Source organism: Butyricimonas muris, from assembly GCF_046365375.1.
Taxonomy (GTDB): domain Bacteria; phylum Bacteroidota; class Bacteroidia; order Bacteroidales; family Marinifilaceae; genus Butyricimonas; species Butyricimonas muris.
On sequence record NZ_JBKEIT010000004.1, the window covers coordinates 25,554 to 38,303 of the forward strand.

Here is a 12,750-nt window from a genome sequence, read left to right on the forward strand (position 1 = left end):
GTCTATTTTCGACTTTATGACCTTATGGACTTTATGACTTTATGGACTCATTATTAAATAATCTCTCGCTAAGGTCTTGTAAGGCACGTTGTTTGTCTTCCTGTTTAACGAGCAGGGAGATGCTGTGTTCGCTTGCCCCGTAGGAGATCATGTGTAACGGGATGTCTTGCAGAGCGGTGAGGGCTTGGGCGGCGAGGCCGTTGTTGTTGATGGAGCAGTCACCGACGATGCAGATGATGGACAGGTTTTCTTCTACCTCGATTGTCCCGTATTTGGTCAAATCTTTTTTGATATCTTCCAGATGGCAGGTATTGTCGATGGTTAGCGAGATGGCTACTTCGGAGGTAGCTATCATGTCAATCGGTGTTTTCCATGACTCGAATATCTCGAATACTTTGCGAACGAAGCCGTATGCCAGAAGCATGTTGCTGGATTTTACCTTGATAGCGGTAATCCCGTCTTTGGCGGCGACAGCCTTGAAGTTTCGTACCGGACTTTCTTTGGTGATCAGGGTTCCCTCGTCACCGGGGTTCATTGTGTTTTTCATGCGGACGGGGATGTTTGCCCTTTTTGCCGGTTGTATACTTGACGGGTGCAGGATTTTTGCCCCGAAGTACGCCAATTCCGCCGCTTCGTCGAAAGAGAGGCTCCGGAGTGGTTGGGTGTTTTTCACGTAACGGGGATCGTTGTTGTGTACACCGTCGATGTCTGTCCATATCTGTATCTCGCCGGCATTGACGGCAGCCCCGATCAAGGCGGCGGAGTAGTCACTGCCTCCTCTTTTTAAATTATCGATTTCCCCGTAGGCGTTGCGACAGATGAATCCTTGGGTGATGATGATGCGTTCGGTGGTCGGGTTGGAAAGCAGGCGCTTCAAGTTTTGTTCGATGTAGAAATAATCCGGCTCGCAATCCTTGTCGATACGCATGAAGTCGAGGGCGGAGAGTAATGTCGAGGGGATGCCTTGTTCTTGCAGGTAGTAGTGCATGAGGGTGGTGGAGATGATTTCTCCCTGTGCCACGACGGCTTTCTCTTGCAGGGGATAAAAGTCTTTATTAATAAAGGAACGGAGATAGGTGAAGATGGTTTGCACGAATTCCTGTCCCTTGTGCTTGTAATCCTCCGTGTCGTAGAGTTCGCTAATGGTCATCAGGTAATCGAGTTCCAGATTCTGTATCGCGGTCAGGGCTTCCTGACGATCGTTCCGGTAGAGGTTGTTCGTGATGTCAACCAGCGTGTTGGTGGTTCCCGACATGGCGGAGAGTACCACGATTTTGGGTTGCTCGTCCGAGATGAGTTGTGCCACTTCTTTGATTCGCGGAGCGCTACCGACAGAGGTGCCTCCAAATTTCAGTACATTCATAATGTTTTATTTTTGTTTTATCCGTTCATTTTTTTCGCATGAAAAAAGCCCGTGTAATCACACAGGCTTCTTCGTCAGTTTTTTTCACAACAGTACGTTAGCCTGCAAAGAGCCTTTGCATGCACATCATCATATGTTTATATTTGTTTGTATTTTGAGTCATCATACTACTTTTGTGTTTTCACGATGCAAATATTGCATATAGAATTTGAAAAAACAAGACCTTGTTAAAATATTAACGATTGGGGAAACGGCATTCATTTTTTTAACGCCGTATCCTCAAGTGGTTTTGCCACGTTGCAGAGTTACAGGTTATGGAAGATAACAGCCGTCCAGTTGTCTTTTATCTTGTGGGATTGATATTTGAGTCCCAGACTTTCAGCTTTGTCCCGGATCATGGGGATATCTTCCGTGTAGAATCCGCTCATGATGAGGTAACCGTTCGGGTTCAATACATTCACGTAGGCGTGCATGTCGTTGAGCAGGATGTTGCGGTTGATGTTGGCAAGGATGATGTCGTAACGTTCTTTGCCGTCCAATAGAGCGGCGTCACCGATCAGTACACGGATGTTTTGCACGTTGTTGGTGGCGATGTTCTCCATGGCATTGTTATAAGCCCACTCGTCGATGTCGATTCCGGTGAGGGTGGTCGCCCCGGCTTGTGCCGCCATAATAGACAGGATTCCCGTGCCGCACCCCATGTCGAGTACTTTTTTCCCCTTGAATTCGGGTTTCATGTCAAGTATGTTTTCCAGCATCAGTGCCGTGGTGGCGTGGTGTCCGGTACCGAAACTCATTTTCGGGTCGATGATGATTTCGTGTTCGATGTTATCAATCGAGGGGTGGAAACCCGCCCGCACCAGAATACGATCTTGAACGAGTATGGGGGTGAAGTTTTCTTCCCATATTTTGTTCCAGTCTTGGTTCTCGATTTCGGCTTTCTCCCATGTAATGGTGTACAGAGAGCGGAAGAAAGAGAGGATTTCCATTTCTTCAACTTGTTCCGGCTTGAAATCTTTTGATGGGATGTAGGCTTTGAAACCGTCGTCCGTGTACGAGAAACTGTCGTAGCCGAGGTTGCCTAATTCGGCGATGAGTGCATCGGCAATGTCCTCCACGTGGGGAGTGATATGGAAAGTAAGTTCTGTATAAAACATGCTATCTGATTTTTTTGCAAATGTAGCAAAAAATAGTCAAAAGTCCGTAAGGTCCATAAAGTCTATAAGGTCTGCAAAGTCATGGTGCCCTCCGGACGATTTCACCGACAGTTCTGCTATCGTGAACAAAACGCCCCGTGGGGGCAATGGACTTTTGACCTTATGGACCTTATAGGCTTTACGGACTTATTTGCTCTTCACATGAGTTTCTCCAGTTTATTCAACGATTGAGCGATCTCCTGATCTGAAAGTTCGAAATTTTGCAAGTTACCTCCAAGGTATTGCTCGTAAGCGAATAAATCGATCATTCCGTGTCCGGATAGGTTGAAAAGGATTGTTTTAGCTTTCCCTTCTTCCTTGGCGATTTTTGCTTCGCGAATAGCTTGGGCGATGGCATGGGTGGATTCCGGTGCGGGAATGATGCCTTCGGTTTTAGCGAACAGGATTCCTGCCTCGAATGTTTCCAGTTGGGGTATCGCGACGGCTTCCATGAGTTGATCTTTCAATAATTGACTGACCAGAACTCCCGCGCCGTGATAACGCAGGCCACCCGCGTGAATACTTGCCGGCTGGAAGTCGTGTCCCAGCGTGTACATGGGGAGTAATGGCGTGAGACCGACCGTGTCGCCGAAGTCATACTGGAATTCTCCGCGAGTGAGTTTCGGGCAGGATTGAGGTTCCACGGCGATAACCCGGGTGTGTTTACCTTCTTTCAAGTTGCGACGGATAAAGGGAAAACTGATTCCGGCGAAGTTAGAGCCGCCGCCAAAGCAACCGATCACGATATCCGGTTCATCTCCCGCTTTCTCCATTTGTAACAGTGCTTCCTCTCCGATGATTGTCTGGTGTAACAACACGTGGTTCAACACGCTTCCGAGGGAGTAATTCGTCAGCGGGTCTTGCGCGGCTAATTCAACGGCTTCGGAAATGGCTATTCCCAAGCTGCCGGGGGAATCGGGAAATTCACTCAATATCTTTCTTCCGGCTGCCGTCAGTTCGCTCGGGGAGGGGATCACGTCGGAACCCCACGTGTTCATCATGAGTTTGCGGTAGGGTTTCTGGTTGTAGCTGACCTTGACCATGAAGACTTTCAGGTCCAGACCGAAATGCTGGCAGGCAAAACTGAGTGCCGTACCCCATTGTCCGCCACCGGTTTCCGTGGTGATTCGTTTGATTCCCTGTTTATAATTGTAATAGGCTTGAGCGATTGCCGTGTTCGGTTTGTGTGAACCGGCAGGACTCGTTCCCTCGTTTTTGAAATAGATTTTTGCCGGGGTGTCGAGAGCTTTTTCCAACGCGTAAGCCCGCACGAGAGGGGTTGATCTCCAGATTTTGTACAAGTCTTGTACTTCGTCGGGGATCTCGATATACCGTTCCGTGGAAAATTCTTGTTTTGCCAGTTCTTCGGCAAACAGCGGGTAAAGGTCTTCCGGCTTCAACGGTTGTTTCGTGCCCGGGTGAAGCGGGGGGAGAGGCTTGTTCGGCATGTCGGCCGCGATGTTATACCATGTTGTCGGCATTTCTTGCTCCGTGAGCAGGATTTTCTTGATCTGTTTCATGTTTTCTGATTTTAATAGTGAATAAAAAAGAAGAGAGCCTATTGCTAGTAAACAATAGGCTCTTTCTATATCTTCAATTATGCAATACAATCACATAACCTCATTGTTTACTATGAAGTTTAAAGAGGTGCCACCACCAAGTAAGGGCTATGTGTTGATTGTATATCATAATCTTTCTTTCTCTTTGATCGGTACAAAACTAGGCATTGATTTTCTTTTTTCCAAATTCAAAGTAAAAAATAATGTTGTCAGGTATTAATTCTTTCACGAAAATAACGCTTCACTATTGCCGTTTATGGAATTAATTGCTTACATTTGCAGCATCCCACTCGAATTAAGATAAATGAACGTGTATTGCACAGAAGAGATTGCCTCCGGTGTGCTATGCACGTTTTATTAAATTCGGAGTGGGATCTTAGTTTAATAAGAAGCCGGAGGCATTTCTTTTGTTAGTTTAAACGATGCAAGTAAGATATTGTTATGTTTTCCGTAACAATTTTTGAAAATTCTAAATTTGTCAAGGTGGGGCCGTGATGGTTACCCACCTTATTTTTGTAACATATTGTCAATTATGCTCGTAGTATTTATTATTGTATTCTAGCTAAACTAAAATTAATTATGATGAGAACTTTTGGAAGAATTGGATGGATTTGCATGGTGACTATTGTTGCCGGATTGGCATTGGCTTCTTGCGGGAATAGCCAGAAGAGTAAGGTACAATCGGGTAATCAAGCCCAGCAACCGGCAGGCGCTGTCATCGAGGAGTCGGAGGTAGTCGTGGAGGTGGATAGTATTGCACCTGATTCTACCGCGGTGAAAGTGAAAAAGTAAAGGAGGGGGGCGAAACACCCCCTCTCGTCCATAAGGTCTGAAAGTCCATAATGTCGTAAGGTCAAATGTATCGAAAGAATTGATTTATATCATTATGTTATAAATCATGGACTTTACAGACTTTAGGAGCCGAAGGCTCGACTTTATGGACATTACAGACTGGAGGGGTGTCAAAACACACCTCCTTCATAGTATCATTTGTGGCATAAATTCGAAACTGTTGTATTTGGGACGTAGTCTGTCCGTGTTGTAGAATTTCTGGACATCCACGAGTTTCTTGCTGCTGGTCACGATTTCGATGGGAGCGTTGTCATAGCGTCCGTTACGCAGGATAACCAGTCGCCCGTGCAATCCTTTATTTATCAAGTCAAGTGCAAGGTTACCGTATGCCATGGGAACGATGGAATCAAGCGCGTCCGGATCTCCGCAGCGTACAAGATAACCCAGTTTTTGGGTTATCGTGTTGATCACTTGCCCGTGATTGAATTGCGGGGTAAGTTCCTTGAGTTGTTCGGAAATCATGTTCCCGATGCCTCCCAGCTTCTTGTGCCCGAACATATCTGTTTCTTCGCTTTGGAATATCATGTTCCCGCCGCAGAAAGTAGCCCCTTCCGACACGAGGACTACCGAGTATTTGCTTGGGTTCGTGAAACGGTCTTCACAAAGTAATTCGGTTAGGCGCTCGATATTGAATTCGTATTCCGGGATCACGCAACGATTGGCCGCACCTGCCAGCGTGGGTAGCATGGCGGTGAAACCGGCATAACGCCCGAATACTTCCAGCACGAGAATACGTTCGTGTGATCCGGCAGAAGTGCGCAAGTCATGCGTGAGTGAAATCGTTCTGGTGATGCAAGTGCTGAAACCGATACAATAATCGGTTCCCGGTACGTCATTGTCCATTGTCTTGGGAATGGCGACCACCTTGACACTTTCTTTGCTCAGACGGACGGCGTAACTCAGTGTGTCGTCGCCCCCGATCGGTATCAGGTAATCTATCCCCATAAATTCGAGATTTTTCAGAACCTCCGGGGTTAAATCATTGATATCGTCCGAGTATTGTTCTTGCAGGTGTTTCGGCACGTTAGCCCTCGGAACGTGTGAAGCCCGCGTGCGTGACGTGTGAAGAAATGTACCCCCCGTGCGACCCGCTCTGTTCACGATTTCTTCGGTTAACTCGAAGAAATTGTTGGAGTTATCGTATTCCGGGTCCCGCACGATGTCTATCAGACCACCCCAACCTCTTCGTATTCCGATTACTTTATATCCTTCGCGCAAGGCTCTGATGGTTACCGCCCGTATAGCGGGGTTCAAGCCGGGAACATCGCCTCCTCCGGTGAGTATTCCTATGATTCCTCTTGTTTTTTGTGGTACCATAATTGTAGTAGCTTTATGTTAGTAAAATCGAACTAATATACATGAATTAATTTAATTAATACGTTAATTTCCTTATTAAAGTCAGTATATTTGTCCGTTTTTTATCGAGAAAACATATATTATTTGAAAAATGGAGAGTTTGCTTGTTTTTTGGGAAGAGTCGGGTATATTGAAGTACGGGGCAATCGCGTTGCTCGTGTTGTTATGTATATATATGTACTTGATTATTCGACGGGTGATTATCGTGTCCCGGAAGGATAAACGGCTTGATAAGCCGGAAGGGGAGGGGGTATCCGTTATTATTACCGCTCATAATAACGCGGAGGCTTTGAGGAGGAATCTGCCTAGTTTCTTGATGCAAGCCTATGGTAAATACGAGGTTATCGTGGTGGATGAATGTTCGGAGGATGACACGCAGGATGTGTTGGCGGAGATTCAGAAAGATTATCCGGAGTTGCGGTGTACGCGTATTTTTCCCGACACGAAATTTCGTTTCACGAAAAAATTGGCCATAAATATAGGTGTACTCGCGGCAAAATATGATATTCTGTTGTTCTCCGAGATACATTGTCGTCCTGCCACGATGCATTGGGTGGAGACTATGCAATCTTATTTTGATGAAAACACGGCGGTAGTTGTCGGTTACGCGAATTACGCCCCGGGTGAGCATAATATCACTACATGGCGGGCATTCCGTTTTCTCCGTTTTTTAGAAATGTTAGTCTTGGTAAAAAATAAAAAATATATTTTCGGTGATGGATGTAACATGGCTTACCGAAAATCGTATTACATTAAAAACCGCGGGTTCGCGAAGAACTCACAATCGTATTTGGGATATGATAATGATATGGTTAATGAATTGTCGAAGTTCGGAATGGTTAAAACAATAAAGTGTCCGGATACGTACGTGATAATTGATAAAAGTGACAAAAAAGGAGAGGTAAACGAAATATCGTATTATTATGCTAGTAAGATGAGATTGACAATGACGGAGAGATTAGGAATAGATAAAGGTATAATAGTGCGTTTAATTTTTTATGCGCTCTCTATTTATTTGATTTTCACTGGCGTGTATCCGGTATATTTGTCCGCGATAATGATTATAGCATTTTTAACGGATTTTGTTTTGCTAAATATTTGCGCTATTTGTCTGAAACAAAAAAAATTATTCCTAACTTCGTTTATTATTAGTACAGTCGGTTTTGTTTATCGATGGTACTGGAATGGATATTCATTTTTTAATAAAAAGAAATGGAGCTGAATAACAACTTGTCAGAGAAAGCTCTCTACGATTACAAAGTCGTGAAAAGAGCAATAACGGGAGATGAAAAAGCCTATGCCGAATTATTTAAGCGGTATAAGGACTCAGTGTACTTTATGATACTGAAGATGGTGAATAACAGAACAGATGCGGAGGACTTGATGTTCGAGGCATTCGAGAAAGCTTTCGCGAGTTTGAATTACTATTCGCCTCAGTTTGCATTCAGTACTTGGTTGTTTAAAATCGCTTCTAATAACACGATTGATTTTATTCGGAAGAAGAAAGCGAAAATTGTTTCCTTGGATAAGGATGATATTAATCCTGACGATCGCGGGTATATTAACAGTGTGCCGGCTGACGTACTGACCCCGGAAGAGGAAACGATACGCAAGCAACGGGCTGAGTTCATGCGGGAAAAAGTCGCTATGCTGAAAGGCCGTTACCGTCAATTGATAGAATTACGTTATTTTGAGGAGTATTCTTACGAAGAAATTGCACAGGAGCTGGCAATCCCGCTAGGGACGGTGAAAGCTCAATTATTTCGGGCTAGGGAGTTGTTGCTGAATATTTTGCAGAACACGGAAATAGCCAGAGAAAATGAGAGGGCATAGCCTTTTTATCCTTCTGATTTTTTTATGCCTTGGTTTACGGGGGCAAGACACGAATGACCGGGATATATTTGTTACGGGGGTGATTTGTGACCGGGATAGCGTACAGCCTCTGCCTGACGCTATTTATCGTTTCGGGCAGGAGGTTCGGGGTGTGGATAACCAAGGACGATTTTCCGTGCATGTAAAGGTCGGCGACACGTTATATTTTTCGCACGTTGGTTTTGAACCCGTGCGAATCGTTGTTTCCGATACTTTGAAAAAGGATGATTATCTTTTAGGCATTTTCATGGTACGGGATACTATTCAATTGGCTGAAGTCGTTGTGTTGCCCCGTTTCTTCATGGAAGATTTCAAGATGGATTCCGATCTGATCACTGCCCATAATAATATGAAAGGTGCTGTTAACGCGGCATCCCGCCCAGTGAAAGAGATGGATCGGGAGATGAACCAGAAGATGGTTATCTCCGATTTAGCCCGAAAAGTGGAGATGAAAGGCATGGTTGATGTTAAGCTGGGGATAGGAACGCAGTCTTACACGGCGTTGAAAGGTTTAATGCGGTCACGGCGTATGGCGGATAAAGGGAAAGTGATAAGAGTACAGGAAATAGACTTGTTAAAGAAAATTTTTTATATAGAAAAAAGAGAAAAATCGGATAACTAAAAGAAGAAAGATTATCTTTGTATTTGAAACAAGCCACGTGTGGGCAGAGTTTCCAGTGAATCGATTTATTAATATCAAAGTTACGTTTTTATGAAGAATTTGTCGATAGGATTAAATGTGTTATTGCTGATTGCCGTAATTGTTTTATACATTTTACATTTCTCCGGGAGTAGTAAGAGTACGAGCAGTCAAGACGGGGTTGCAACTGTAAACGCGGATGCAAAAATTGTCTACATTAACATGGATACTTTGCTTAATAAGTATACTCAATCAAGGGAGTTGAACGAGGCGTTTTTGAAAAAACTCGAAGCGAATCGCACGGAATTGAACGTGAAAGCAAAAAATCTTGATCGCGAAATTGCCGAGTTCCAACATAAAGTAGAGAATGGCGGATTCCTTACTCGCGAAAGAGCTGAACAGGCTCAAACGGAGTTGTTGATTAAACAGCAGAATCTGCAAAAACTGCAACAGGAGATGAGCGAGAACGCTCAACGGGAACAAATGGAAATCAATCGTAAATTGTACGATGCCATTACAAATTTCTTGACGGATTATAATAAATCAAGAGGCTATCAGTTGATATTAAGTACTACTTTAGGCGGAAACGTGTTGTTTGCCCAAGATGGTTTTAATATTACCAACGAGGTGGTAAACTTGTTGAATGCCCAATATCAAAAGAAATAAGCGTTTAATAATATACGGGGGAAGGCTGAGAAATCAGCCTTTTCTTTTATCTAATAGAAAGAAAATGAATTTTGAATATACGGTTGATATTGCGGCAGACTCGGAAGAGGTGTTCACTGCGTTGACAAATCCTTTCCAGATAGAGATATGGAGTGGTTATCCTGCCGAGATGAAAGCGGAAGAAGGATTTGTGTTTTCCTTGTGGGAAGGTGATATATGCGGGGTAAATCTGGAAGTGAAACCGAATCGTCTGCTTGTACAAGAGTGGTTCTTCGGTGATACGGCAGAACGTTCCATCGTGACGTTGAAACTGAAGAAAGTCGGAGAACAGACTCAGGTAGAACTGGAACACACGAATATTCCTGATGACGTGTTCGAGGAAATCGTGGAGGGATGGAAAGAGTATTACTTGGGCTCTATAAAAGGTATGTTGGAAATGTACTAATCGTAAATCAGTAAAAATACGGATTATACATCCGAATCCGGATAGTAATTTTGTCTTGTAAATTATTCACTAACTAATAGATTATTTTGCATGAGCAAGTTAAAGATTTCGGAAGATTGGACTTCTACTATCGTCGGGTGGTTTATCATCCTTTTGATTGTATTTCAATTGAAACCGCATTGGCCTTCGTTCAGTTGGCCTGATGCCGATGCATTAATGAATAAGGTATTTACTCTGGATAACGTGGGGCATGCTTTAATTGTCTTTTGCTTCATGTTTTTCATGGCGTTGCTGGCAGGAATGTTGGCAGGGAAAAAGTTTAAGATGATCGCGGCCAGTTTTCCCGTGGTATTCTTTCTGACTCTTCTGGCTATGGTTGTCGGGGGAAATAAGTTTCTGAAAGATTGGGGTTTCGAAACCGTGATATTCAGTCTTTTGATAGGACTTTTTATCAGTAACGTGTTTTCTATTCCCAAGTGGTTGAAGGAATCACTTTCTTCAGAATTGTTCGTGAAAATCGGGTTGGTATTGTTGGGAACTTCCGTACTTTTCGGGGATTTGTTGAAAGCCGGTTCGTTAGGTTTGATACAGTCTTGCGTGGTTGTTTTCACCGTTTGGAACTTCTGCTTCTGGTTGTGTCGAAAGATGAAGATTGATAAAGAGATGTCATTGATGCTTTCCAGTGCCGTTTCTATTTGTGGTGTTTCGGCAGCTGTAGCGACAGCCGGTGCGATTAAAGGAGATAAGAAGAAATTGTCTTACGTGGTATCTCTGGTATTGGTGGTGGCTGTCCCTATGATTTTAATTATGCCGGGACTGGCGAAGCTGATGGGGTTGCCGGAAGATATGGCAGGTGCTTGGATCGGGGGAACAATCGACACGACAGGAGCCGTGGCAGCGACGGGAGCCATATACGGGGAGGTGGCGTTACAAACGAGTACTATCGTGAAGTTCTCGCAAAATGTGCTTTTGGGTGTTGCCGCTTTTCTGATTAGTATATATTGGTCGTACTCGAAGAAAGAGGTGGCGGAAGAGAAACCTACATTAAAGGTTATCTGGCTGCGGTTTCCCAAATTTGTATTGGGATTTGTTGCTGCTTCCGTTGTCTTTTCGTTCTTCGTGGCCCCGGAGATCGTGTCTGAAGCAAAGCCTATATTAAAAAATATTCAGGGAATGTGGTTTGCCCTTGCTTTCATGTCTATCGGTCTGGAAACCGATTTCAAGAGTCTGATCACGTCAGAAAATCGTCGTTCTACTTATGCTTTCTTGGGAGCGCAAGCCTTTAACGTGGTGTTCACGTTGTTAGTGGCTTGGATACTTTTCGGACTAATAGCATAGTTCGTAAAGTTCATAAGGTTTGTAAAGTTTATAAAGTTGAAGAGCAAAAACTTTATGAACTTTATGAACCTTATGAACTTTATAAACTAAATATGATTGTATTACCGATATTGTTTGTAATTTTGTCCGTAATTTTTGAAGTTAAACGCAAAAAATAATAGAAGATGAAATTTTTTATTGATACGGCAAATCTTGATCAGATTCGGGAAGCTAATGACTTGGGAGTATTGGATGGAGTGACTACCAACCCGTCATTAATGGCAAAAGAAGGTATTAAAGGTGACGAGAATTGTAGAAAACATTACGTTGAGATTTGCAATATCGTGGATGGTGATGTAAGTGCTGAAGTAATCGCCACGGATTACGAGGGAATGATTAAAGAAGGGGAGGAACTGGCCGCTTTGCATCCGAATATTGTTGTAAAAGTTCCTTGTATTGCTGACGGAATCAAGGCTATCAAGTATTTCACGAATAAAGGTATCCGTACGAATTGCACGTTGGTGTTCTCTCCGGGACAGGCATTGTTGGCTGCTAAGGCCGGTGCCACGTATGTTTCGCCTTTCGTGGGACGTTTGGATGATATCAGTAGCGACGGTATCGAGTTGGTGGAGAAGATCGTGGATATGTATGCTTACTACGGGTTTAATACGCAGGTTTTGGCTGCTTCTATCCGCCACACGCAACATATTATACAATGTATCGAGGCTGGTGCTGATGTGGCAACTTGTCCGTTGAGTGCAATCAAAGGATTGTTGAAACACCCGTTGACAGATTCCGGTTTGGCAACATTTCTGGCAGATCACAAGAAAGTAAATTCATAAATTCGCGATAATGCTTGTACGCTTATTCGAGGATAATCCTAATGATAGGGAAATTCGGAAGATCGTTGAGCTCTTACGTGATGGTGGTATTATCATCTACCCGACCGATACTATTTACGCGATAGGATGTGATATTAATAGTGTGAAGGCTGTGCAGCGAGTATCGGCTATACGTAAAGTGAAGCCGGAGAAAGCTAATTTCTCGATGATATGCAAGGATTTGGGAAATATTGCGGCATACGCTAAGGTAACAAACGAGGAATTCCGGTTGATGAAGCAATGTTTGCCCGGACCTTTCACTTTCGTGTTGCCTGCCACGAGCAAATTGCCTAACGCGTTGATGAATAAACGTAAGACTATCGGTATCCGTATTCCGAAAAATTTTATCGTACAAGCTATCGTGGACGAGCTAGGTGGACCGTTGTTGACAACATCCGTGAAGGCGGAGGAGGGAGAAGTTGAAGAATATATCACTGATCCCGAGTTAATCCACGAGAAATACGGTCGCTTGGTCGATTTGGTTATCGACGGCGGTTATGGAAATAATATCCCTTCCACCGTTATCGACTGCACGGGCGATGAGATTGTTGTCACCCGACAGGGATTAGGTGAATTATAAAATAAAAAAGGACTTCGAGCGGA

13 protein-coding genes are annotated in these 12,750 nt (G+C 43.9%); 9 read left to right on the forward strand and 4 right to left on the reverse strand.

What is annotated here, in order from left to right:
- Positions 1-31 precede the first annotated feature (31 nt).
- From ACK8P8_RS07960 to ACK8P8_RS07970, 3 genes are all read right to left on the reverse strand, one after another.
- On the reverse strand, positions 32-1,363 hold the full coding sequence (locus tag ACK8P8_RS07960; protein ID WP_410025739.1) for an aspartate kinase: 1,332 nt from the start codon (positions 1,361-1,363) through the stop codon (positions 32-34).
- A 305-nt stretch (positions 1,364-1,668) separates the two neighbouring features.
- On the reverse strand, positions 1,669-2,520 hold the full coding sequence (gene prmA, locus ACK8P8_RS07965; protein WP_099294395.1) for a 50S ribosomal protein L11 methyltransferase: 852 nt from the start codon (positions 2,518-2,520) through the stop codon (positions 1,669-1,671).
- A gap of 197 nt (positions 2,521-2,717) precedes the next feature.
- Positions 2,718-4,079 (reverse strand): TrpB-like pyridoxal phosphate-dependent enzyme, encoded by a 1,362-nt coding sequence (locus tag ACK8P8_RS07970; RefSeq protein WP_292269834.1) that lies wholly within the window; start codon positions 4,077-4,079, stop codon positions 2,718-2,720.
- A 618-nt stretch (positions 4,080-4,697) separates the two neighbouring features.
- Between ACK8P8_RS07970 and ACK8P8_RS07975 the strand changes: the two genes are divergently transcribed.
- Positions 4,698-4,910, forward strand: a complete 213-nt coding sequence (locus tag ACK8P8_RS07975) for a hypothetical protein (RefSeq protein WP_186978663.1) — start codon at positions 4,698-4,700, stop codon at positions 4,908-4,910.
- A gap of 186 nt (positions 4,911-5,096) precedes the next feature.
- Here ACK8P8_RS07975 and ACK8P8_RS07980 read toward each other — a convergent pair whose 3' ends face one another.
- Entirely contained in the window at positions 5,097-6,287 is a 1,191-nt protein-coding gene (locus ACK8P8_RS07980; protein WP_292269837.1) for a 6-phosphofructokinase, read from the reverse strand.
- 130 nt (positions 6,288-6,417) lie between these two features.
- On the opposite strand from ACK8P8_RS07980, the gene ACK8P8_RS07985 reads away from it, so the two are divergent.
- From ACK8P8_RS07985 to ACK8P8_RS08020, 8 genes are all read left to right on the forward strand, one after another.
- Positions 6,418-7,548, forward strand: coding sequence for a glycosyltransferase (locus ACK8P8_RS07985; protein WP_292269839.1), 1,131 nt, complete (start codon positions 6,418-6,420; stop codon positions 7,546-7,548).
- Positions 7,539-8,159, forward strand: coding sequence for an RNA polymerase sigma factor (locus tag ACK8P8_RS07990; RefSeq protein ID WP_099294385.1), 621 nt, complete (start codon positions 7,539-7,541; stop codon positions 8,157-8,159). The genes ACK8P8_RS07985 and ACK8P8_RS07990 overlap by 10 nt, the downstream gene beginning before the upstream one ends.
- Positions 8,146-8,820: a peptidase associated/transthyretin-like domain-containing protein gene (locus ACK8P8_RS07995; RefSeq protein WP_292269842.1), complete on the forward strand. Its 675-nt coding sequence runs from the start codon at positions 8,146-8,148 to the stop codon at positions 8,818-8,820. Before ACK8P8_RS07990 ends, ACK8P8_RS07995 begins: the two co-directional genes overlap by 14 nt.
- A 90-nt stretch (positions 8,821-8,910) precedes the next feature.
- The gene (locus ACK8P8_RS08000) at positions 8,911-9,504 is read left to right on the forward strand and encodes an OmpH/Skp family outer membrane protein (RefSeq protein WP_292269844.1); all 594 of its coding nucleotides are present in this window, start codon (positions 8,911-8,913) and stop codon (positions 9,502-9,504) included.
- Between the two features lie 64 nt (positions 9,505-9,568).
- Positions 9,569-9,949: an SRPBCC domain-containing protein gene (locus tag ACK8P8_RS08005; RefSeq protein WP_099294379.1), complete on the forward strand. Its 381-nt coding sequence runs from the start codon at positions 9,569-9,571 to the stop codon at positions 9,947-9,949.
- A gap of 90 nt (positions 9,950-10,039) precedes the next feature.
- Entirely contained in the window at positions 10,040-11,287 is a 1,248-nt protein-coding gene (locus ACK8P8_RS08010) for a YeiH family protein (protein ID WP_099294378.1), read from the forward strand.
- 164 nt (positions 11,288-11,451) lie between these two features.
- Positions 11,452-12,108, forward strand: a complete 657-nt coding sequence (gene fsa / locus ACK8P8_RS08015) for a fructose-6-phosphate aldolase (protein ID WP_027201604.1) — start codon at positions 11,452-11,454, stop codon at positions 12,106-12,108.
- A gap of 10 nt (positions 12,109-12,118) precedes the next feature.
- On the forward strand, positions 12,119-12,727 hold the full coding sequence (locus tag ACK8P8_RS08020) for an L-threonylcarbamoyladenylate synthase (RefSeq protein WP_099294377.1): 609 nt from the start codon (positions 12,119-12,121) through the stop codon (positions 12,725-12,727).
- The last annotated feature ends 23 nt before the right edge of the window (positions 12,728-12,750 follow it).

Bases quoted from the DNA above. Each gene is read 5' to 3' on its own strand.
- ACK8P8_RS07960 (WP_410025739.1), bottom strand. From the start codon at position 1,363: ATGAATGTACTGAAATTTGGAGGCACCTCTGTCGGTAGCGCTCCGCGA.
- prmA (WP_099294395.1), bottom strand. From the start codon at position 2,520: ATGTTTTATACAGAACTTACTTTCCATATCACTCCCCACGTGGAGGAC.
- ACK8P8_RS07970 (WP_292269834.1), bottom strand. From the start codon at position 4,079: ATGAAACAGATCAAGAAAATCCTGCTCACGGAGCAAGAAATGCCGACA.
- ACK8P8_RS07975 (WP_186978663.1), top strand. From the start codon at position 4,698: ATGATGAGAACTTTTGGAAGAATTGGATGGATTTGCATGGTGACTATT.
- ACK8P8_RS07980 (WP_292269837.1), bottom strand. From the start codon at position 6,287: ATGGTACCACAAAAAACAAGAGGAATCATAGGAATACTCACCGGAGGA.
- ACK8P8_RS07985 (WP_292269839.1), top strand. From the start codon at position 6,418: ATGGAGAGTTTGCTTGTTTTTTGGGAAGAGTCGGGTATATTGAAGTAC.
- ACK8P8_RS07990 (WP_099294385.1), top strand. From the start codon at position 7,539: ATGGAGCTGAATAACAACTTGTCAGAGAAAGCTCTCTACGATTACAAA.
- ACK8P8_RS07995 (WP_292269842.1), top strand. From the start codon at position 8,146: ATGAGAGGGCATAGCCTTTTTATCCTTCTGATTTTTTTATGCCTTGGT.
- ACK8P8_RS08000 (WP_292269844.1), top strand. From the start codon at position 8,911: ATGAAGAATTTGTCGATAGGATTAAATGTGTTATTGCTGATTGCCGTA.
- ACK8P8_RS08005 (WP_099294379.1), top strand. From the start codon at position 9,569: ATGAATTTTGAATATACGGTTGATATTGCGGCAGACTCGGAAGAGGTG.
- ACK8P8_RS08010 (WP_099294378.1), top strand. From the start codon at position 10,040: ATGAGCAAGTTAAAGATTTCGGAAGATTGGACTTCTACTATCGTCGGG.
- fsa (WP_027201604.1), top strand. From the start codon at position 11,452: ATGAAATTTTTTATTGATACGGCAAATCTTGATCAGATTCGGGAAGCT.
- ACK8P8_RS08020 (WP_099294377.1), top strand. From the start codon at position 12,119: ATGCTTGTACGCTTATTCGAGGATAATCCTAATGATAGGGAAATTCGG.